The organism is Halobacillus sp. B29, from assembly GCF_052246755.1.
GTDB classification, from domain to species: domain Bacteria; phylum Bacillota; class Bacilli; order Bacillales; family Halobacillaceae; genus Halobacillus; species Halobacillus halophilus.
The window spans coordinates 1-20,120 of the sequence record NZ_JBQQCM010000012.1 but is presented as its reverse complement, the minus strand read 5'-3'; the positions used below and the strand labels follow the sequence as shown (position 1 = coordinate 20,120).

The 20,120-nt window shown below is 41.5% G+C and carries 23 protein-coding genes; 16 read left to right on the top strand and 7 right to left on the bottom strand.

What is annotated here, in order from left to right:
- Positions 1–29: 29 nt before the first annotated feature.
- Entirely contained in the window at positions 30–1,670 is a 1,641-nt protein-coding gene (locus tag ACTWP7_RS15015) for a PucR family transcriptional regulator (protein WP_443123883.1), read from the bottom strand.
- A 228-nt stretch (positions 1,671–1,898) separates the two neighbouring features.
- On the opposite strand from ACTWP7_RS15015, the gene ACTWP7_RS15010 reads away from it, so the two are divergent.
- The 4 genes from ACTWP7_RS15010 to ACTWP7_RS14995 are packed head-to-tail and all read left to right on the top strand — an operon-like array spanning position 1,899 to position 5,914.
- The gene (locus ACTWP7_RS15010; RefSeq protein WP_443123882.1) at positions 1,899–3,266 is read left to right on the top strand and encodes an aspartate aminotransferase family protein; all 1,368 of its coding nucleotides are present in this window, start codon (positions 1,899–1,901) and stop codon (positions 3,264–3,266) included.
- An 11-nt stretch (positions 3,267–3,277) separates the two neighbouring features.
- Positions 3,278–3,979: a CoA transferase subunit A gene (locus ACTWP7_RS15005; RefSeq protein WP_443123881.1), complete on the top strand. Its 702-nt coding sequence runs from the start codon at positions 3,278–3,280 to the stop codon at positions 3,977–3,979.
- Positions 3,964–4,626 carry a 3-oxoacid CoA-transferase subunit B gene (locus ACTWP7_RS15000; protein WP_443123880.1) on the top strand — a complete coding sequence of 221 codons (663 nt, stop codon included), beginning with the start codon at positions 3,964–3,966 and terminating at the stop codon, positions 4,624–4,626. Before ACTWP7_RS15005 ends, ACTWP7_RS15000 begins: the two co-directional genes overlap by 16 nt.
- 19 nt (positions 4,627–4,645) lie before the next feature.
- Positions 4,646–5,914 carry a peptidase gene (locus ACTWP7_RS14995; RefSeq protein WP_443123879.1) on the top strand — a complete coding sequence of 423 codons (1,269 nt, stop codon included), beginning with the start codon at positions 4,646–4,648 and terminating at the stop codon, positions 5,912–5,914.
- 176 nt (positions 5,915–6,090) lie between these two features.
- Here ACTWP7_RS14995 and ACTWP7_RS14990 read toward each other — a convergent pair whose 3' ends face one another.
- A complete protein-coding gene (locus ACTWP7_RS14990; RefSeq protein ID WP_443123878.1) occupies positions 6,091–6,531 on the bottom strand; it encodes a hypothetical protein in 441 nt (146 codons plus the stop codon).
- A gap of 235 nt (positions 6,532–6,766) precedes the next feature.
- Between ACTWP7_RS14990 and ACTWP7_RS14985 the strand changes: the two genes are divergently transcribed.
- The 3 genes from ACTWP7_RS14985 to ACTWP7_RS14975 all read left to right on the top strand — a co-directional run bounded on the left by ACTWP7_RS14985 (position 6,767) and on the right by ACTWP7_RS14975 (position 9,675).
- Positions 6,767–8,422, top strand: coding sequence for a glycoside hydrolase family 13 protein (locus tag ACTWP7_RS14985; protein WP_443123877.1), 1,656 nt, complete (start codon positions 6,767–6,769; stop codon positions 8,420–8,422).
- An 87-nt stretch (positions 8,423–8,509) separates the two neighbouring features.
- Positions 8,510–9,277, top strand: a complete 768-nt coding sequence (locus ACTWP7_RS14980) for a putative hydro-lyase (RefSeq protein ID WP_443123876.1) — start codon at positions 8,510–8,512, stop codon at positions 9,275–9,277.
- Between the two features lie 134 nt (positions 9,278–9,411).
- Positions 9,412–9,675 carry a hypothetical protein gene (locus tag ACTWP7_RS14975; protein ID WP_443123875.1) on the top strand — a complete coding sequence of 88 codons (264 nt, stop codon included), beginning with the start codon at positions 9,412–9,414 and terminating at the stop codon, positions 9,673–9,675.
- A gap of 24 nt (positions 9,676–9,699) precedes the next feature.
- Here the strand turns inward: ACTWP7_RS14975 and ACTWP7_RS14970 are convergent, their stop codons facing one another.
- A complete protein-coding gene (locus ACTWP7_RS14970) occupies positions 9,700–9,867 on the bottom strand; it encodes a hypothetical protein (RefSeq protein WP_443123874.1) in 168 nt (55 codons plus the stop codon).
- 183 nt (positions 9,868–10,050) lie between these two features.
- Between ACTWP7_RS14970 and ACTWP7_RS14965 the strand changes: the two genes are divergently transcribed.
- A complete protein-coding gene (locus tag ACTWP7_RS14965) occupies positions 10,051–10,701 on the top strand; it encodes an NIF family HAD-type phosphatase (protein ID WP_443123873.1) in 651 nt (216 codons plus the stop codon).
- A 108-nt stretch (positions 10,702–10,809) separates the two neighbouring features.
- The gene (locus ACTWP7_RS14960; protein WP_443123872.1) at positions 10,810–11,007 is read left to right on the top strand and encodes a hypothetical protein; all 198 of its coding nucleotides are present in this window, start codon (positions 10,810–10,812) and stop codon (positions 11,005–11,007) included.
- A 45-nt stretch (positions 11,008–11,052) separates the two neighbouring features.
- Here ACTWP7_RS14960 and ACTWP7_RS14955 read toward each other — a convergent pair whose 3' ends face one another.
- From ACTWP7_RS14955 to ACTWP7_RS14945, 3 genes are read right to left on the bottom strand one after another with little or no spacing between them, the layout of a single operon-like run.
- On the bottom strand, positions 11,053–12,165 hold the full coding sequence (locus ACTWP7_RS14955) for an RNA-guided endonuclease TnpB family protein (RefSeq protein WP_014644396.1): 1,113 nt from the start codon (positions 12,163–12,165) through the stop codon (positions 11,053–11,055).
- Between the two features lie 11 nt (positions 12,166–12,176).
- Entirely contained in the window at positions 12,177–12,566 is a 390-nt protein-coding gene (gene tnpA, locus ACTWP7_RS14950) for an IS200/IS605 family transposase (RefSeq protein WP_014644395.1), read from the bottom strand.
- Positions 12,567–12,592: 26 nt separating this feature from the next.
- Positions 12,593–13,519 carry a prenyltransferase gene (locus ACTWP7_RS14945; protein ID WP_014644394.1) on the bottom strand — a complete coding sequence of 309 codons (927 nt, stop codon included), beginning with the start codon at positions 13,517–13,519 and terminating at the stop codon, positions 12,593–12,595.
- A 337-nt stretch (positions 13,520–13,856) separates the two neighbouring features.
- On the opposite strand from ACTWP7_RS14945, the gene ACTWP7_RS14940 reads away from it, so the two are divergent.
- From ACTWP7_RS14940 to ACTWP7_RS14915, 6 genes are all read left to right on the top strand, one after another.
- Positions 13,857–14,105, top strand: coding sequence for an RDD family protein (locus ACTWP7_RS14940; protein WP_443123871.1), 249 nt, complete (start codon positions 13,857–13,859; stop codon positions 14,103–14,105).
- A gap of 88 nt (positions 14,106–14,193) precedes the next feature.
- Positions 14,194–14,400: a hypothetical protein gene (locus ACTWP7_RS14935; RefSeq protein WP_443123870.1), complete on the top strand. Its 207-nt coding sequence runs from the start codon at positions 14,194–14,196 to the stop codon at positions 14,398–14,400.
- Between the two features lie 24 nt (positions 14,401–14,424).
- Entirely contained in the window at positions 14,425–14,682 is a 258-nt protein-coding gene (locus tag ACTWP7_RS14930) for a hypothetical protein (protein WP_443123869.1), read from the top strand.
- A gap of 417 nt (positions 14,683–15,099) precedes the next feature.
- Positions 15,100–15,540 (top strand): hypothetical protein, encoded by a 441-nt coding sequence (locus tag ACTWP7_RS14925; protein WP_443123868.1) that lies wholly within the window; start codon positions 15,100–15,102, stop codon positions 15,538–15,540.
- 176 nt (positions 15,541–15,716) lie between these two features.
- On the top strand, positions 15,717–16,499 hold the full coding sequence (locus tag ACTWP7_RS14920) for a zinc ribbon domain-containing protein (RefSeq protein ID WP_443123867.1): 783 nt from the start codon (positions 15,717–15,719) through the stop codon (positions 16,497–16,499).
- A gap of 111 nt (positions 16,500–16,610) precedes the next feature.
- The gene (locus ACTWP7_RS14915) at positions 16,611–18,050 is read left to right on the top strand and encodes a TcaA NTF2-like domain-containing protein (protein ID WP_443123866.1); all 1,440 of its coding nucleotides are present in this window, start codon (positions 16,611–16,613) and stop codon (positions 18,048–18,050) included.
- Positions 18,051–18,096: 46 nt separating this feature from the next.
- Here the strand turns inward: ACTWP7_RS14915 and ACTWP7_RS14910 are convergent, their stop codons facing one another.
- The gene (locus ACTWP7_RS14910) at positions 18,097–19,509 is read right to left on the bottom strand and encodes a LysM peptidoglycan-binding domain-containing protein (protein ID WP_443123865.1); all 1,413 of its coding nucleotides are present in this window, start codon (positions 19,507–19,509) and stop codon (positions 18,097–18,099) included.
- Positions 19,510–19,872: 363 nt separating this feature from the next.
- Between ACTWP7_RS14910 and ACTWP7_RS14905 the strand changes: the two genes are divergently transcribed.
- A partial coding sequence (locus ACTWP7_RS14905) for a helix-turn-helix domain-containing protein (protein WP_443123864.1) occupies positions 19,873–20,120 on the top strand: 248 nt, incomplete at its 3' end.

Here is a 20,120-nt window from a genome sequence, read left to right as displayed (position 1 = left end):
TATTGAAGCAGCCGCTTATATTATCATTATTACTGATAGTACTGCTCCAGCTTATACGCTGCCATCGCCAGCTGAAGCTTTAACCGGTCATCGGCTGAATCCAGATGATAACCGCTTCGCTCCTCAATAAGATTTAAGCGATATTTCAAGGTGTGGCGGTGGATGAACAGCTCTGATGCCGTCGCCTGAATATGGTGGTTATGCTTAAAGAAAGCTTCGAGCGTATGAATAAGGTCAATGCCCTGCTTACTCTTATTTAATAAGCTGCCCATTTGCTCCTCGTAGAATTGCTTGAGGCTTAGTCCGGCTTCTTTCATTTGCAGCAGTAAGTGAAAGGCAGCGAGGTCGTCATAATGGATGATTTCTTTCTCCATAAACAGGAGGGTATGGAGGTCGGCGGCATATTCAGCTTCTACAGCACTCTGATTCAGCCGGCTGACCTCTGCATATGTTCTGCCAACCCCGACCGTGAATTGAACTCCCGGGAGTTTTTGTTTCCAAAAACGATACAGAATCCCGGCTGTCTTAAGGCTGTCCTGTTTCCGGTTTGTATTTCTTCCCTCTTTTACTTCAAAAAGAATCATTAATCCTTCGAGCCGTTCTCTAATTACAAACTGACGGCCGAGCTTTTCCAATTCCGTACGAGCCAGATCTTTTAGAAGATCCATGCTTTTCTTAAAGTGACGGCTGTCTTGTATGTTTTCCAGTAGTTTTACGTAGAGGATGGCCTGACTTAGAGAGAGGTCAAATCCCAGTTTCTTTCCCCGTTCCAACGCCATCGACGAAGTTTGAAAATTCTTGTTGATCAGCTGCTCGAGAAACTCTCCCCGGAGACGGTTTTGGGTTTGTAAGACGACCTCTTCTTTCAGGTATTCAATGGCAAATACGGCAGCGGCATGCTCGAGTGTACTTATATGAAGCTCGCTCCATTCATCGAGTTTTTTAATCGCAATCAGGCAGCCGTAGTTTTTTTCATTAGCTGAAATAGGATAGAAGAGGACCTTGAATCTATTCAGCTCCATTTCCAGGGGCTTCCTTTCTAACTGGCACTTTTCTGATAAGTCTTTGTAAGGTAAAGAATCCTGATGCACTATGAGTTCTGTTTCATCGATGCTGATGGATTCATGCTTCTGCACAGAATAGGAAAGATCCCCTGACTCATCCATGATAAATAGAGAGGTGCCGGTTAAAAGAGAAAGGCGATCTGAAATGCTTGGTTTTCCTTCATTTTTAACCACGAGCTGGGTTAATTGTTTATGAAAATCCAGAGAAGACGAGATTAACTCCATCTGTTTATTGAGAATCTGTTCTAAGATACTTTTGGTAATGCTGGAGAAGTTGAGAGCGGTAGGAAGTTCGATTAAAGGCAAATCATTCTGGTTCGCTATATCCTTAAATACCTGAGGAATCTGTTTCAGATAAAAACCGGTGTAGATGGCTGCGCCGGATAGTTTCTTCATGGCCAATAGTTTTTGAAAATGTTCACTATGCTTGTCCAGTCCATATCCAGTTGTAACTAAGAACTCTCCTTCCTGAAGACGGCTAATATCTTCAATAACCTCAACGGTCGTCACCCATTTAATCAAGTTGTGAGTGCCACCTTGTCCTGCGATGAGCCTCGCAGATGAGAGACCCGGAAGCCGTAAAGCTTCGTAAACTGTAATACTCACGTTCATATCCCCCTTCTTTCACCACTCTGTATAAAGATCCATTCATTCATCTTTTCTAAGAATAGATATTCCTTTTATTTATTATACAAAGCGTACAATAAAAAAGGTGTGAATTACATGATAAAGACGAATATAAATGATCGGTAAATTAACATAAACTATATGTAATAGGAATCTTTTACAAAAAAGTGGATGTAATAATTTGTGGTAATAGGAAGGAGGCAGAAAATGAACGATTCATGGTTGATTAAACCGTCATTTGATGATGTTTATCCGGTAGCTGCTTATGGGGAGGGGGTCTTCATATATGACGAACATGGTAACAAATATTTGGATGGATCCTCTGGAGCCGTTACCGCAAGTATCGGTCATGCCGTTCCTGAAATTGTGGAGGCTGTGACGGAACAGGCAAGGAAAATTTCCTTTGTTTACCGTTCTCAGTTCACGTCCCAACCAGCCGAGAAGCTGGCGGAGAAATTAAATGATCTTGCTTTTGAGGCAGACGATCCCTATTATTCTTTTTTTGTAAATAGCGGGTCAGAGGCAAATGAAACGGCCTTAAAGATTGCTGTGCAGTATTGGCAGGAGCAAGGGCTGTACCAGAAGCATAAAATCATTTCGCGCTGGACCAGTTACCACGGGATCACCATGGGGGCCCTTTCCATGTCAGGGCATACAGAACGAAGGAAACGTTTTGCCCCCATGTTAGAAGATTATCCAGGCATTTCGCCACCTTACTGCTACCGGCGGCCCGCTCAGGAGTCTTGCAGCAATTATGAAATGAAATGTGCGGATGAACTGGACGCAGCCATTCGCCGGACTGGTGCTGAACAGGTAGCTGCGTTTATAGCGGAACCCATTATAGGGGCTGCTGGAGGAGTCATTGTTCCTTCTGCTGAGTACTACAAACGGATTAAAGAAATTTGCGATCATCATCAGGTGTTATTTATTGCTGATGAAGTGATGACTGGCATAGGCCGGACAGGAAAAATGATCGCAATGGAGCATTATGGAGTTAAGCCGGATATTCTTACACTTGGAAAAGGAATGAGTGCAGGCTATGCACCAATCGCCGCCGCTCTTATTCATGACCGGATATTGGAACCAATTCGTAAAGGGTCAAAAGCGATTATCGGAGGTCACACCTATAGTGCCAATCCTCAATCTTCGGCAGTGGCTCTAGCCGTTCTCACCTTTATCGAAAAACACCAGCTGGTCGATCGTTCCGCTAAAAACGGTGAGTATTTAGTAAACCAGCTGCGAAATATGGCACTTACAACTCCGATAGTTGGAGACGTTCGCGGGAAAGGGCTGCTGATAGGAATTGAATTTGTATCTCATTTGTTTACAAAGACACCATTCCCTAAACAGCTGAACTTGACCCGGCTTTTGGTTGAAAAAGCTCGTGATAAGGGACTGTTGATTTACCCGGCTTCAGCGGGGATTGAAGGAGGCGACGGAGATGCCATTATTGTCTCTCCTCCATTAACGATCAATAAGCAGGAAATGGATACGTTAGTCAAGCTGCTTCAAGATTCTATTCACGAAGTTCAACGAGATTTGATGCTGAAGGGATACATGGATTCGACTGGATAGGAGGAATGAAGATGCAAAAAAGTAAACAAAAGCCTGTAAATAAAGTAGGAACTATACATGAAGCTCTGTCCTATATTCACGACGGAAGCACGCTAATGTTCGGAGGCTTTGGAGGGATCGGAAACCCGCCAACACTAATTGATGCCATTTTAGAAAAGGGAATCAAGGATCTGACACTGATTGGAAATGACGCTGCTTTTCCTGATATCGGCATCGGACGTATCGTCAGCCGAGGGCTTGCGAAAAAAATCATTGCCTCACACATCGGCTCCAATCCTGTGGCGGGTCAATTGATGACGGATGGAAAGTTAGAGGTAGAATTCTCTCCGCAGGGTACACTCGCTGAGCGGATCAGAGCGGGCGGCGTAGGTTTGAAAGGGATTTTAGTGGATGTAGGACTTGGAAGTATGGTGGAAGAGGGGAAACAAAAGGTAACGGTCGATGGAAAAACGTGCATTCTGGAAACACCACTCAGAGCTGAAGTTTCCATTGTCTATGCAAAAAAAGCGGACACTTTTGGCAACCTAGTGTACGATACAAGTGCCAGAAATACGAGCCCACTTGTTGCTATGGCAGGGGACTACACGATTGCCGAAGTCGAAGAAATTGTGCCAGCGGGTGAATTAGATCCTGAATGCGTAGTAACACCCGGGATTTTCGTTGATATGATTATTCAAAGTAAAGGGGTGAACTGGACATGGGCATGGGAGTAGATCTGCGCAACCGGATGGCCAGTCGGGCGGCTAAGGAAATAGGAGCCGGTATGATCGTCAATTTGGGAATTGGCATCCCTTCCCTCGTTTCCAATCATATTCCGGCAGATATGCAGGTTATGTTCCAAGCGGAGAACGGAGTGCTTGGCATGGGAGAATCTCCGGAGGAGGGAGGGGAAAATCCAATGCTCTGCAATGCAGCTGGTTTTCCTGTAAGTATCGTGCCGGGTGCTTCTTATTTTGACAGCGCGACCGCCTTTGGCATTATTCGATCAGGAAATCTGGATATTACTATTTTAGGAGGTCTGGAAGTCAGTGAAAAGGGGGATCTGGCTAACTGGATTGTGCCAGGAAAACGGGTACCGGGGATCGGCGGAGCCATGGAGCTTGCACAAAAGGCTAAAAAGGTCATTGTACTGATGAGTCATGTAAACAAGCATGGAGAACCCAAAATAGTACCCGAGTGCCAGCTCCCTTTAACGGCTAAAACATGTGTAGATATCATCATTACCGACCGGGCTGTGATAGAAGTAACGGAGAAAGGACTGCTGTTAAGAGAAGTGATGGCTCCTTACACAGCTGACGATGTAATAAAGAATACTGCTGCTGAGTTAAAGCTGTCTGAGCAAGTAACTACATTATCGTGATGAGAAAGGAGAATGGATAGTGGAACTCCACAAGGATAATATTCACGAATGGCTTCAGGGTTATAGAGAAGAAGGCACGAAACTTCTTCAGCGTCTCGTTCAAGCGGACAGCACTCAGGGAAATGAAGCCGAAGCGCAGGCTGTCGTGATCGAGACGTTAGAGGAACTGGGAATGACCATCGATCGTTGGGATCCGGATGAAGAAGAGGTCAGGAAGCATCCTTATTTTGCTTCTTCAAGAGAGAACTTTAAAGGAAGCCCGAACGTTGTAGGGGTCCAACAAGGAACAGGCGAGGGCCGGTCTATTATCTTTAATGGCCATATTGATGTGGTTCCTGCCGGGGACCGCACCCAGTGGGAGCATGATCCTTATAGCGGTAAGGTGATCGACGGACGGATGTATGGCCGCGGGGTTACGGATATGAAAGGCGGCAATGTCTCCATGCTCCTTGCTTTGAAGGTATTAAAGAATCTTGGCATCAGACTTAAGGGAGACGTTATTTTTCAAAGCGTTATCGAAGAGGAAAGCGGAGGGACAGGAACCCTTGCAGCCGTAATGAAAGGATATAAAGCCGAGGCGGCTCTAATTCCTGAGCCAACAAACATGAAGATTTTTCCAAAACAGCAGGGCTCCATGTGGTTTCGTATTTATGTAAAAGGCCGATCGGCTCATGGAGGGACGCGCTATCAAGGGGTTAGCGCAATTGAAAAAAGTATGATGGTTATCGATCATATTCGCCAGTTAGAAAAACAGCGAAATGATCAGATCAACGATCCACTGTACCAAAACATCCCGATCCCCATTCCGATCAATGTAGGGAAAATTGAAGGAGGAGACTGGCCATCTTCCGTGGCCGATCTCGTGAAAATAGAAGGACGTATGGGGATTTCTCCAGAAGAAACGATCGAAAATGCTAAAGCAGAAATGGAAAACTGGCTGAAGCAACTGAAAGATAAAGATCCGTGGTTTGAAGAACATCCGACCACGTTGGAGTGGTTTGGCGCACGCTGGCTTCCAGGAGCGATGGATCAAGAGCACCCGTTCATGAACACCCTCGTAGCTGGGTATCGGAACGTACTGGGCGCTGATCCTGTTATTGAGGCCTCCCCATGGGGAACAGACGGCGGATTGTTAACGGAAGCGGGAAAAACGCCTTCTTTAGTCTTTGGTCCTGGAGTAACGGAAATGGCTCATTACCCAAATGAGTATATTGAGATGGACAAAGTATTTGAAGCAGCAGAAATTATGGCATTAACCCTGATCGAATGGTGCGGAACAGAAGAATGAAACCACAATAGATTAAAAAAAGATAAAGGAAGAAACTCCCACCTCAGGTCATCCATAAAATGGATGACCTGAGGTGGGAGTTTCTTGAAAATTTGGATCTGAAGTCGTTAGTATAAAGCTGGGATTAAGAGCCTGAAAAAAAGGAAGAGCTGCAAAAATTGCAGCTCTTCCTTTTTTTAGTCCATATCCACATCTTCACTCGTTACCACATACAATCTGTCAGTTTTAAAAGTCTTAAATTCTTTTAAGTATTCACTATGGTAATGGATTTTTTGCTCAATCACTTTATCTAATTTATCTTCTCGATCAGCTTCCTCAAGTGCATCCCTGGACCCTAGTCTACTTGCAAGCTGGTCAAGAAAAACTTCTTCTTCAGGTGTCCTGGTTTTTCTATTTAATTGAATTGTAAAATCCTCAGTCGTTACGTATTTCTTGGATTCTTCATCATAACTTACCAGATTTTCAAGTCCAAAATCTTTGGCGTAAGAGAGAATATATTGCGTCAAATCTTCATAGTCGCTCAAGTGATCTTGTTTTTTAGTTCCTACTGTACGATTGGTTATGTAAGCCATTTCCATAAGTAACTGAAACTGTTCTTGTGTAAATTTCATGTCCATTCTTAACAACTCCCTTTCAGAACCAGCCTACTAATATCCTATCAAACTCCAGCACATTTAAAAGGTGAAAATGAAATTTAATTAAATAATCCAGAACCTTCCACCTCAGGTCATCCATATTTTGGATGACCTGAGGTGGAAGGTTCTGGATGAGGATATGTTAGAATGAGGTTGTTTCCAGATAGGTAGTGTTAGGGAAAAGGTTATTAAATAATGGAAAAGCAGGTGAAGATATATGACAAATCAAACGCACGAATGGTGGAAGAAAAGCGTGGTCTATCAAATTTATCCGAAAAGCTTTAATGATACGAACGGGGACGGAATCGGAGATCTCCCCGGAATCATAGAGAAACTCGATTATTTGAAGGAGCTTGGTATTGATGTAATTTGGCTGTCTCCGGTCTATGATTCTCCTCAGGAAGATAACGGCTATGATATACGCAATTACCGGCAGGTGGATGATCTGTTTGGATCGATGGAAGATTTGGAGCAACTACTCGATGAAGTACATCAGCGGGGAATGAAGCTTGTAATGGATCTGGTAGTCAACCACACCTCCGATGAGCATCCCTGGTTTGTTGAATCTTCTAAAAGCACAGACAACCCGTACCGTGATTACTACATATGGAAGGATGGCAAAGAAAACGGGGATCCCCCTACGAATTGGAATTCCGTTTTTGGCGGCCCGGCCTGGCAGTATGATGAACAGACTGGGCAGTACTACCTTCATATTTTTGCTAAAAAGCAGCCCGACTTAAATTGGGAGAATCCCCAACTCCGTAAAGAGGTTTATGACATGATGAAGTTCTGGTTGGATAAAGGCATGGACGGATTCCGTATGGACGTTATCAATTTCATCTCGAAAGATCCTTCTTATCCGGAAGGACTGGATGGCGATGGAAGCCCTTATTTCATGAATGGCCCAAGAATTCATGAATTTTTACAGGAAATGAACAATGAAGTTCTGTCTCACTACGACGTCATGACTGTTGGGGAGATGCCTGGAGCTTCACCGGAGGATGCCAGGCAGTACACTGACCCTGAGAATGAAGAATTGAATATGATCTTTACCTTCGAACATATGGACTTGGATTCCGAAGGAGATAAGTGGAATTTAAAACCACTTAATCTAATAGAACTCAAGGAAAACTTTGAAAAATGGCAGACAAAGCTGCACGGGACGGGCTGGAACAGTTTGTACTGGAATAATCACGATCAGCCGCGGATCGTCTCCCGATTTGGAAATGACGAGTCCTACCGGGAGAAATCGGCTAAAATGCTTGCCATCTGCCTTCACATGATGCAGGGAACACCGTATATTTACCAGGGAGAAGAACTTGGTATGACCAACGCCCGTTTTGAAAACCTGGAGGATTACCAGGATATTGAACTGCTTAATATGTATGAAGAAAAGAAAGCGGAAGGCTGGTCACATGAGGAGCTAATGGAAGCCATTTATGTTAAAGGTCGAGATAATGCGCGGACGCCGATGCAATGGAACAGTCAGGAGCACGCCGGTTTTACCAGTGGAACACCGTGGCTTCAGGTTAATCCTGCGTATCCAGAAATCAATGCTGAAGCCGCGCTTCAAGATAAAAACTCGATCTTTTATTTCTACCAACGGCTGATCCAGCTGAGAAAAGAGAAAGATATCATTACGGATGGAAATTTTGAACTGTTGATGAGAGAAGATCCGGTGGTATTTGCTTATAAACGAACGAATGGGAATGAAACTCTTGTCGTACTATGCAACTTCTCTGACCAGCAGGCAGGAGTAGCCGAGGAGTTAATCCAGACCATTCAGGCAGGCTCAGTAGTTGTATCGAATGATCAGGAACAAAAGAACCGAGGAGTTCTGGAACCATATGAAGGTGTGGTTTATTCCGTTTAATTAAAAGGAAAAAGCAGAAGAACAATGGATCACTTAGAAGAAAGTTCTTAAGATGCTATTTTTAACTATAAAAATGAGGTGCTGTTCATGAAGCCGGGAGATGAGAGATTTCGTTTTCGTAACGAAGAATGGACAGGGACAACGTCTGGATTATGTGAAAAATACGTTCAAACTAATTTAGTAACCCTGCCGAAAGAATATGCTTTTGATTTTCTACTCTTTTGTATTCGAAATCCAAAGCCCTGCCCATTAGTTGAGGTACTTGAAGCCGGTCAGACCGTTCCGGCAATGGCCGATGCGGACGTACGAACGGATCTGCCTCGATATCGTATTTACCGCAATGGTGAATTTTCAGAAGAAGTGCTGAACTTAACGGATGTATGGCAGGACGATTTCGTAACCTTTCTGATTGGATGCAGCTTCACTTTCGAAACAGCCCTGGTGGAGGGCGGCATTCCGATGCTTCATCAGGAACAAGAGAAAGTTGTTCCTATGTATAAGACGAATATCCCGTTAGAGAAAGCTGGGGTGTTTGAAGGGGAAATGGTGGTCAGCATGAGAGCGATTCCCAATAATCTAATGGATGAAGCTTTGGAAATATCCGAGCGATTTGGACAGGCTCATGGAAGTCCGGTTCACGCCGGACATCCGGAGGACATTGGCATCCCTAATCTTCAGAATCCTGATTACGGAGACTCTGTTGATTTCGATCATGCTTCTTCGACACCGGTGTTCTGGGCTTGCGGGGTCACTCCTCAAAATGTAGCACTTCAAGTGAAGCCTCCGATCATTATAACCCATGCACCAGGTCACATGCTCATTACGGATCAACTGGATCCTAATTACGACAGATAAGTACAAGACTCGTTCGTTTAGAACGAGTCTTGTACTATATTAAATGCCGGACTCACTCCTGATAAACTTCTATGTTATGATTTATTGAAACTGTAGAATAAATGAGGTGAACCATTTTTTCTGGAGGTGCGAATGTGAGAAGCGCTGTCATTCTCCTATGTGTGGGCTTTATGCTCGCGGCATGCTCAAACCATTCAGAAGAAATTCGATTAAGCGGCGAGATTACTAGAATCGAAGGGGATATGGTATCTATTGGGCACAATGAGATCATAGTTAAGGATGGGGACAAATTTAAGGTTGGCCAGCAAGTGGAAGCTGTGTTGATTGATCCCACATCAACAGAAGCGTGGACGCCTCATGAATACGATGTGAAAAGCATTCAGATTTTGAATGATTAGCTGACCAATAAGTATAATGCATCACTATAGACTATTTTCAATAGCAATCGTGGTAATCAGGCAGCATACAAATCCAAGAAGCATGATGTTCATGACGATATCGTATGATCGCTGCATCTGTAGAAAGAATCCCGTTAGCAAGGCTGCTGCACCTATTATTCTCAGGATCTTTAAAATAACGTTTGTTCTCATTCAAGCACTCCTATTTGGGAAAGAATTTTTTATTCCATACCCTCATCGAATATTGAAAAAACTGGAACCTGAATTACTTGTACCAATGAGAATCACTAATGGTACATTGTCTAAGCCCTCTTAAGAGGTGCTTCACCATTAAGTAACCAGCTAAAAAAGAGATACCGTAAAGGAGAAAAGTTCATGACACAGTCCCTGATTTTTGATATGGATGGAACTCTGTTTCAAACCGACAAAATTTTAGCGTTATCTTTGGAAGATACGTTTAATCAGTTAAGGTTACAAAATAAATGGAATGACGCCACTCCGATAGATTACTATCGAGAGATTATGGGGGTACCACTTCCGAAAGTGTGGGCTACCCTCTTACCTAATCATTCAGAAGAAGTAAGGGAAGAGGCTAATGCTTATTTTCTGGAGCGTTTGGTGAAAAATATTAAAGATGGACAAGGAGCTCTATATCCTCATGTGGAGGAAGTTTTCCAATACTTAAAAGAAAATCAATACGAGATTTACATAGCAAGTAATGGACTAACCGATTATTTAAACGCCATCGTGGACTATTACCAATTAGATCAATGGGTGACGGAAACATTCAGTATTCAAGAGATCAATACGCTCGATAAAGCAGATTTAGTCCAGCATATTATGAAAAAATATGAGATCAGCCGGGGAATTGTCGTTGGAGACCGGCTGTCCGATTTCCGTGCCGCTAAAGAAAATGGGCTTAAGGCTATTGGGTGCCGTTTTGATTTTGCCCGTAAAGAAGAACTTTCTGAAGCTGATTTGGTCATAGAAGACTTAATGGAATTACAAAGCATCGGGAACAAATGAATTAATTCGTAGAAAAATTTAAAAGACATGAAGAAGGCAAGAAGAAACTAAACATCGAATTTCTTCAAATCGTTGTGATGTGATTTCCATTTTTAAGGGGGCTTATTTATGATTTTACTTACAGCTTCAAGTGGTAGTTTTAATATTGGAGACATGATGGTGCAATTATTTTTCTTCGCTATTTTGATATTCATTATAACGGGCATTACTTCATTCGCTGTTTCATGTGAACTACCCGCCACTTACCACCCTTACGGGTCGCTTGAAGGGGGGGCTTCTTGGGTAATCGCCACTTTTGTTAGCTGACGAAATAGACCAAGCTAACCCTCTTGTTCCAAGAGTTTATATTCATTAGAGTAGTGCTAATAGCCGAATCCCTTCTTTTTTAATGTTGAGAGCCGAATTGTAATCTCTATCGAGATTCAGCCCGCACGAACAAGTGTATGTCCGAATATTCATAGGCATTGGCTGTGTATTTCCACAATGCGAACAAGTTTGTGTAGATGGGTACCATTTATCAATCTTGATCAAATGCTTCCCTTGTTCGTTCAGTTTGTACTTTAAGAAAGATTTGAACATTCCCCACCCATTATCAGCAACACTTTTACCAAACTTCAAGGCTTGTGACATCCCTTTCATATCCAGGTCTTCGATGATAACGGCATCATAGTTTGTCACCAACTCTTTTGATTTGTGATGAAGGAAGTTCTTACGTTGATTGGCCGCTTTCTCCTGGATTTTAGCCACTCGTATGCGTTGCTTATTCCAATTGGAAGAGCCTTTCTTTTTGCGAGACAATCTCCGTTGTTCTTTTGCTAATTTCACAAGTATTTGACGATAGAAATTTGGGTAATTGGCTTTCTTACCCTCACTATCGACAAACAACCCTTTCATCGCAAAATCCAACCCAACGACTTGTTCGGCTTTTTTAGGTTTTATCTCTTTCTCGTATTCTGTAAGAATGGAACAAAAGTATTTTCCTGAACCCGTCACAGATAACGTACAAGACTTTATGGTATATTCCGAAGGAATATCTCGATGTTGCTTCATTTTTACCTTTTTGAGCTTTGGTAATTTGATATGGCCATCTAATAGTTGAATGTTTCCGTTCACGGCGTTGGTTGTGTAGCTTTGTTTATGTCGCTTACTTTTGAATTTTGGAAATTTGTTTTTTCCTTCGAAAAAGGATTTATATGCCTTATCCAAGCTCAGTTGAGCGTTTGCCAAAGCGAGACTATCTACTTCTTTCAACCAATCAAATTCCTTCTTATATTTAGCAGGCGTTGGATGTTTGACCTTTTTTAGTTCCTCTTTATCTTTTTTGTGAGTTTCGTATGTTTCTATGCGTTCGGCTAACATTTTGTTATACACGAAACGAACACAACCGAAGGTTTTGTGGAGAAGCAATGCTTGCTCATCCGTTGGATACAAACGAAACGTATAGGCTTTGTTTTGTTTGGCCATATCAAATCACTTCATTTCTTCTCTTGGTTTTCAATATATTTTTTTACTACTTCAATGGACGAACCACCCGTGGTTACTAAGCAAAAGCTTCTTGACCAAAACATTTCCTTCCATAATTCCTCCCGAACGGAAGGAAACTCTTTTTTGATAAGTCTGGAGCTTGCACTTTTATAAGCGTTAATAAATTTTGATAATTCGGTGTTGGGATGAGCTTTGAATAAAATATGAATATGATCAATGTCGTGATTCCATTCGACCAGTGAAATATTGTAGCTTTCACTCAACGACAAAAATTTATCTTTAGCATAGTTTGAAATGGTGTCATCGATGACGTGTCTTCTATATTTCACGACCAATACAAGATGATAATACAACAAATCCGGGCAAGCACTTCGAACCATTCGAAGTGCTTTTTTACTAATGTGAGTTAAATAAATATTCCGAGCCATACGGCATTGACCATGGCTAAAATAAGAATGATCTTTTCGTAGGCCGAAACCTGTTCATAATCATGCATACTCATTTTAAAAATTAAATAGATAGAAGCGCCAGCCATCGCTACTACGCCGAGAGCGGCCACCCCTCGATCTGCACCTAGCCAAAAAGCACATAGAACTGTAAAAGTGAAATACATTAATGCTGGGAGACGAGCGTAAGCGATGCCGAAGCGATCAGCGGCCCATACGACACTCGTCTGCTTCATAGGTGTTGCTTTTTTATCGGCCTCCCGGTCAGGAATATGGTGAACCATTACCCAGGCAATGCAAAAAAGAGCATTAATGACAGCATTCTGCATGACCCATTCAGGCAGAGAATCAAGTGTGAGCCACGCACCGGCGAGACCGAGGAAGAGAACGGACGGGAAGGTCGATAGCCATTCACCTAAAAATGGGCGGTAGCTGAATTGAAGAGGTGGCAGCGAATAGGACACAGCTCCCCATACTCCTACTGCGAGTAAAATCCCGAGTTTTGGATACCCGGAAATAAACAGCAAAATGATAGTTAGACCTAAAAGCAGAAGCAGCCCTTTTCCAATTTTCCAGAGGTTGGCTGATGATATAAAGCCAGATTGAATAACGCGGCTTCCGCCCGATAATATAGCAGGGCTGTATGTATCGGTGCCGGAGAGATCGTCTACATAATCGTTCAGGATATGCGTAAGAATGCCGTGGATGAGGAATGCGCCAAAGATTAATAGAAGGAATAAAATCATCAACTGATTTGTAGAGAAGGTGAAATATAAATACAAAGGAAGAACAGTAGAAACAATGGTAGCGACACTGGAGGAGACAACGGCAATAGAGCGCATTAAGAGCCAGACTCCTTTAAGGTTGTACAAGGCTTGCTTCTGCATGTGGAAGAACTCCTTTTTAATAGAAGATATTCTTCTATTATAAGGGAAGTCGAAAAAGGAAGAAATAGCCACTCGCAGAAAAAATAGAATCATAAGCGAATCGAAATAGATGGATAATTATGTTAAAATAGTGGTGTTAAGGTAGATAAGTATGGAGGGGCCTGATCAGATGAATTCTGGTTTAGAAAGGGATGGATTTAAAGTTCGTGGGATCTCCTTTATGCTCGACTTTTAATTTTAAGTACCCCCCTTCGCTTTCATATTTACTATAGTAAACGATAATTTTTCTCTAGAATTTACATAAGGGTTTTCCTAGGATATAGGGTATGGTTTCTACTTGACCGTTCTCCCTGTGATATGGAGCGGTTATATGATCGGTAAAAGAATCTTTAGGATTCATGTGGTTAAAGTTAACGGCAAGCGTCTTACATTGCTTGACACGTTTATTCTCGAAATCATAGGAAAGCTGGTCTTAACCTACTTAACTCTTGGGATCAACAGCGTGATTAGTGCAGCTATGGTTGCTTTTTTAAAGGACAGACGATCCATTCATGACCATTTATCTGGAAAATGTGTAGACCATTGATACTGACGATGTGGTAGGGTTTTATATTTTCTTAAAGCGATTTCTGCAAAAAGAGCAAGCTGAATCAAAAGTTTCAGGAGGAGATTACTTGTTTGCTAATATTCTATGGGGGCTATTTTTAGTTCTGTTTGTAGCCATGATGATTTATCTCGACAAACGAAAACAGAAGAAACGATATGATACTCATAGAATGCAAAAGGGAGAAAAAACGGAAAAAGAAGTGGATCGGGCGATAGAAAAAGAGAAATCCTTTAGAGGCGGTCCTCCTAGTCCTCCCTCTGGAGGTGGATTCTGATGTGTTTTCGAGAGGAGAGACGAAATGGTCCATGTAGTAGTATCCATTATTGTAGTAGGAGCCCTGGTTGGGTCTGTAATTTTTACAATTAGAAAGAGAAAAAAGCTGGGTTATACGGATTTCAAAAGTGCCTTAACACCTATTTGTTTTTATCTGATCGCGGTAACCCAGCTTATGGCGTACTGGTTTGATTTTCTAGGCCTTATCAGTTGGGGAGTTACAATTGGCCTCTTACTCCTTGGTGCATACTTTACTAAGTATTCGATCAGAATCGAAGCATAATTGAATAGATAAGTAGATTTATGGATTGATAGTGGACATGAGAACGGTATACTGCTGGGTTATGTCCACTTTTTTTAATGAAAAGCCAAACGTATTCACTATGATTGTTTTATGAAATAAAAGGATATTTAATCAATCAATTGTATGGGGAATAATAACTTATAAAATTGTAAAAATTTATGCAGGTAATTTGTGGCAAATGTCGAAATTGTTGAAAAGAATTTACGAATGTACCTAAAAAAATAAGTAATTAAAAAGGAGGGCAAAATGACCCGGATTTGCATAAATTGTTCTCACCCCGTAAGTAATGAAAGCTTCTGTGGTCAATGTGGACAAACTCAGAATTGTCCCAGCTGCAAAACCCTCTTCTCAAAGCCAACTATTTATTGTCACGAATGTGGGAAGCATGTGGGGCATATGGATGAGAAGAGTGATTCTACACGCGCCAACCGTAAACCTGCTTTTATTTGGCTTATCCCATGTATCGTAATATTATGGTTGATTATCAATTCTTCTTCCTCATTGAATTCAGATGTTTTTGGTTTCTTGTCTTTGATTGAAACACCCGAAAAGACGGTAGAGGATTTCTTTACTGCTATTGAAGCTGGAGAACTATTCGAGGTTGAACAGTATCTACATCCCTCTATTCCATGGCATCCTGTTTCAAACAATGGTTTTATTCCTGAGAATGCCTCAATAGAGATATTGAACATAGAAAGTGATGTATCTGAAAATATTGCTGTATTAAATGTAATGGTAGAGTTATATCCGGAACCCCTTTATGAACAAAACCCCGACTTAGTAATTGTAGAATTGGAACGTGTAGATGGAAAATGGTTGATCTATGGGTTAGAGTAACTTGTATTCGAGGACATGTATCTATAATAAGTCCTATTTAAGTAAGAATTAAGACTTGTAGGGAGGATGTTTATATGAATGCATGGTTTATGGATGAATTTTCTTAGGAAGGAGGTGTGGTTATTTAGATTAAAATTAGTACTTATTCTTATTTACAAACAGTGAAGGATGATTAGATGAAATGTACAAATTGCGGTAATGAACAAAGTTCAGGTAAGTTTTGTGGAATGTGCGGAAGTAGTTTAAGTACCGAAGGAAATTCTAATTCCGAGGTTGCAGCTACTCATGTTAGTGGTGTAAATGAAAATGCGTCATTGTCTATGGATAAGGTTAAGCAGTTTTCTGGAGAATATGGCCAGACTTCGCTCGATTTTTTGAAGCGTCCTGTATCTGCTTTACAAGCTACTGAAGCTTCTGTTGTCCAAGGCGTGATAAGTTTGTTTCTCTATATGGTGACATTTACATTGAGTATTTACTTTTTAGTGAACACCCTCTTCAAACAAGCAAGTGGATTTTTTATGGAAAGTGAGTCTCTACCATTTTTTGCGGTGAGTTCCCGGATATTTGTAGTTTCCTTGATAGGTATTGTGATTAGTTTTGCTGTTCTATTCATTGTATCTAAATTATTGAATCTTCCTTTAAGTTTAAGAAGTGGAATAGCTCAATATGGCGGGGTTTTAATACCTTTTGTGGGCGTGAATCTGCTAGCAATTGTATTTGGCTTAAGTGGGGCTATAGTATTTACTGTAACTACATTAAGCATTTCATCCTTCTTTGCACTATTAATTGTTCCTACCCTATTTATTTATCACCATGGGATTACCAAAATGCCAGAAAAAAATATCTTTTACTGGAGTACCGGCACTAGTCTGTCTATACTAATCATCTCTTATTTAATAGTACGTGGAATGGCTGTCAACACTTTGAGAGATATAGAATCCTTCCTCAACTTCTTTTAAAAAACTATAATCACCACACTACATAATGCTGAATGGCTGTTTATTTTAAATTTTAACAATAGTAATGAACCATAAAAGAAGGATGAGTGATACTGGAAAGGAGAAATAGTTGTGAACTATTGTACTCATTGTGGAAGTCACGTTGAGAAGGACGAACATTTTTGTACATCCTGTGGAAAGAATCAACATGAAGAAGGAGCCAGTACGAAAGAAAAACAGTCTGAAACTCAAAAGGTCCACAGGAAACCTCTGACACGAAAAACAAAAATTATTGCAACTGTTTCAGTGGCGGCGATCATTCTTTTAATTGGTACTCATATTGCCATATCATCTGCGCTTGATCCACTCAAAAATGTTCAGGCTATGGATCGTGCTTTGACAGATCGAAATGCCAAAGCGTTTTTTAACCACGTAGAAGTGGATAAGGAAGCCTTATTAGATAAAGATCAATACTTAGAATTTATTCATCAAAGTGATTGGGAGTCGCTGAGAATGCAATTAACAGATGAATTTCATTCGGAAGACTCTCAACCTTTTGATTCGACTGTAAAAGATTACAATGGAAATGATTTATTTGTAGTAAAAAGGAATACGATTGTACCTGGTTTATATCATAGCTACGAGATTGAGGCTATACCTAATAATGTAGTCGCTTCAGCAACTATGGACAAGACTACAGTTAACATGGGAGATCATACCGCAAAAGTGAAAGAAGCGGGAGAGGTTGTGGAACTAGGTAAAGCATATCCCGGGGAATACGGTATTGAGGGGTCCTCTTCTAATGATTTCGGTGAATTTAGTTATCAGGAAACTGTGTCTGTATATCCTAATGATGCAAAAGAAACGGAAGTTCTTGCTCAATTCCCTGAAGAAACGTATAGAATTGAAACCAACCATTCTGATGCTACTTTGTTTATTAATGGAAAAAGCACTAAGAAGAAACTATCTGAATATCAGGCTCTAGGGCCTTTTCCAGAAGAAGAGGTAGTGCTACATGCAGAGTGGAAAGATGAAGAAGGTAAGACTCTTCAAACAGAATCCATAAATCTGGACTCTGACATGTGGGGTTCATTAGTATTCGAGTTTGAAGAAGAGGAAGAGACGGAGAAAGAAATTCCAGTTTACGAAACCGAAACAGAAGATGAAGAAGTGGAGTCTGTGGATGCTAATATGTGGACTTCAGTAGATGCTGAAGAACATGTATTGGGATTTAGAGATTCATATGAAAGTGCTTTAAATGACCGTGATTATGACCAGGTGGCCCCTTATCTCGAAGAAGGCAGTAAAGCTGAAGAAGATATTGCAGAATATATAGGGGACTTGAAAGATAAGGGTTACAACTATGAATTCACGAATAATGAAATAATAGAAGTAGAAGAAATGAGTGATGCTGTTTTTATCATAACAACAAACGAAGAATTTATTTTCACAAACCATAAGGATGAACAGATTCATTATGATCGAATTAAAAATTATACTGTACATGTGAATGGGGATGGCTTGAAAATATCTGATATTGATATTGATGAAACCGAACGAAATGATTTATAAAATAAAGAAGAGGGGATCGAAATAAATGATCCTCTCTCTTTGTTAATCACAACTTTTTCACACGAAAATTACTTTGCAGCACCGGCCAATTTTGTGGAAAAGGACTCCCAAGAACCCAGTAACTCGCCCCCCTCAGTCCGTAAATTTTGATGGTATCATATTTCGCTTGAACACTTCGCGCATCCTCAAACCATACTTCGTGTTCCTGGCCACTGTTATCGGTATAGCGGAAGAAGGGAGATTGGTATTCTTCATTATACTGAATAGCTACTCCATAGTTTGCAGCCAGCTGCACGGCTTCCACCGGGCTTACGGTTCGGGCGAGCGTTCCTTCCACCCAGGGAATCTTCCAGTCGCGTCCATAGAGCGGCATCCCCATGAGTATTTTATCTCTAGGAATCACGGTTACGGCGTAATCAAGCACTTCTCTCACTTTGTTAATCGGTGCAATCGCCCACGGTCGCCCTCCGGCCCATCCCCACTCATAGGTCATAAGAACAATGAAATCAACTATGTTAGCCTGGGTTTCATAATCATGAGCTTCGTAGAGAAGTCCCTGTTGATCAGCGCTGATTTTAGGGGCAAGGGCAGTGGAGACGAGAAACCCTTGGGGCCGCAGCCTGTCAGTTAAACGGCGCAAGAAATCATTGTAATTATCCCGATCTGTTTGATATACGTATTCAAAATCAACATTCACCCCTCTGTATCCTTTTTGGCCCATCACCTCCAGTAAATTGGTTATTAATGTATCTTGAAGTTGAGGGCTTCTAAGGATGGTTGCAACTAGATCGGAATCAAAGGATCCATCTGAAAAGTTAGTGAGGACTAGTAGCGGGAGTGCTCCTGTCGAAGCGGCAGCGTCCAGCACAGGCTGTTCATCTCGTTCCGTTATACTTCCATCTGCCTGAATGGCGTACATAAAAAGTGAAAGGTAGGTAAAGTTTCGGCCCAGCGCCCTTACTTCCTGGCTGCCGGAAACATTGAGCTTTGTTGTGTAAGCATTTACTTCGATTATAGGGCGAGGCCGTGCAGGGACTCTTAATGTTTGACCAGGATAAATGAGAGCAGGATTTGCGATCGAATTCACCTGCGCCAGTTGATTAACTGTAGTGCCGTAACGAGAAGCAATGCTCCATAGATTTTCACCCGGTTTCACCTCGTGGGAAAAGTATGGAAAGATCAGCATCTCGCCCGCATAAATCTGGGCAGGGTTCGTAATATTATTCTCTTCGGCTAGCTCTTCGATTGATACGCCGATACGCTGAGCAATGGCATATACACTATCCCCTGGCTGCACCACATATTCACGAACTGGGTCAGGAATCACAAGACTCTGACCAATGACGAGATTATCAGGGTTGTTCAGCTGATTGAGAAGAACAATCTGATTCATATCAGATCCATATTTTTGTGAAATTCTCCATAACGACTCTCCTTGCTCCACAACATGAATTTGCATAGCCACGCTCCTTCGTTATTGTCACTATATATCATGTTATTCAAAATAGACATGTCCTATTTTTAAGCTTTGCTTATAGTTGAGGAAACAGTAATATAGATTTTCCTGTATTAATTTTCATCGTTTTAAAAACAATTTGTATCGTATTTGTAAAATTGATAATAGAAAAGAATTTCTTTTTCAGAAAAGAGGGTCCGTACCTGGGGACATAGTTGCTGTTTTTATCATTCATCGGCAGAAGACTCCCTCTTCAAGCGCCGTGTCGAAGACCGGTGGCAAGGGGGAGATGAATGCCTTTGAATATTCTCCCTTCCGTGATATCCTAAAGTAAGAACGTATGTTCCTGGTTAGGAGGTTGAAAGGTTGAAGCATAAAGCGTATAACTTTCGTATCTATCCAAATAAAACCCAAGAATCGCTCATCGCTAAGACAATCGGTTGCGCTCGTTTTGTCTTCAATCATTTCCTCTCCGAATGGAGCAGTGCCTACAAGGAAACCGGAAAAGGTTTGAGTTACGCTACTTGTTCCAAACAACTACCCAAGCTTAAAAGAGAATTCCTTTGGTTAAAGGAAGTGGATAGCACGGCCATCCAAACGTCGGTCAAACATCT

Bases quoted from the DNA above. Each gene is read 5' to 3' on its own strand.
- ACTWP7_RS15010 (WP_443123882.1), top strand. From the start codon at position 1,899: ATGAACGATTCATGGTTGATTAAACCGTCATTTGATGATGTTTATCCG.
- ACTWP7_RS15005 (WP_443123881.1), top strand. From the start codon at position 3,278: ATGCAAAAAAGTAAACAAAAGCCTGTAAATAAAGTAGGAACTATACAT.
- ACTWP7_RS15000 (WP_443123880.1), top strand. From the start codon at position 3,964: ATGGGCATGGGAGTAGATCTGCGCAACCGGATGGCCAGTCGGGCGGCT.
- ACTWP7_RS14990 (WP_443123878.1), bottom strand. From the start codon at position 6,531: ATGGACATGAAATTTACACAAGAACAGTTTCAGTTACTTATGGAAATG.
- ACTWP7_RS14985 (WP_443123877.1), top strand. From the start codon at position 6,767: ATGACAAATCAAACGCACGAATGGTGGAAGAAAAGCGTGGTCTATCAA.
- ACTWP7_RS14980 (WP_443123876.1), top strand. From the start codon at position 8,510: ATGAAGCCGGGAGATGAGAGATTTCGTTTTCGTAACGAAGAATGGACA.
- ACTWP7_RS14970 (WP_443123874.1), bottom strand. From the start codon at position 9,867: ATGAGAACAAACGTTATTTTAAAGATCCTGAGAATAATAGGTGCAGCA.
- ACTWP7_RS14965 (WP_443123873.1), top strand. From the start codon at position 10,051: ATGACACAGTCCCTGATTTTTGATATGGATGGAACTCTGTTTCAAACC.
- ACTWP7_RS14960 (WP_443123872.1), top strand. From the start codon at position 10,810: ATGATTTTACTTACAGCTTCAAGTGGTAGTTTTAATATTGGAGACATG.
- ACTWP7_RS14955 (WP_014644396.1), bottom strand. From the start codon at position 12,165: ATGGCCAAACAAAACAAAGCCTATACGTTTCGTTTGTATCCAACGGAT.
- tnpA (WP_014644395.1), bottom strand. From the start codon at position 12,566: ATGGTTCGAAGTGCTTGCCCGGATTTGTTGTATTATCATCTTGTATTG.
- ACTWP7_RS14945 (WP_014644394.1), bottom strand. From the start codon at position 13,519: ATGCAGAAGCAAGCCTTGTACAACCTTAAAGGAGTCTGGCTCTTAATG.
- ACTWP7_RS14930 (WP_443123869.1), top strand. From the start codon at position 14,425: ATGGTCCATGTAGTAGTATCCATTATTGTAGTAGGAGCCCTGGTTGGG.
- ACTWP7_RS14925 (WP_443123868.1), top strand. From the start codon at position 15,100: ATGGATGAGAAGAGTGATTCTACACGCGCCAACCGTAAACCTGCTTTT.
- ACTWP7_RS14920 (WP_443123867.1), top strand. From the start codon at position 15,717: ATGAAATGTACAAATTGCGGTAATGAACAAAGTTCAGGTAAGTTTTGT.
- ACTWP7_RS14910 (WP_443123865.1), bottom strand. From the start codon at position 19,509: ATGCAAATTCATGTTGTGGAGCAAGGAGAGTCGTTATGGAGAATTTCA.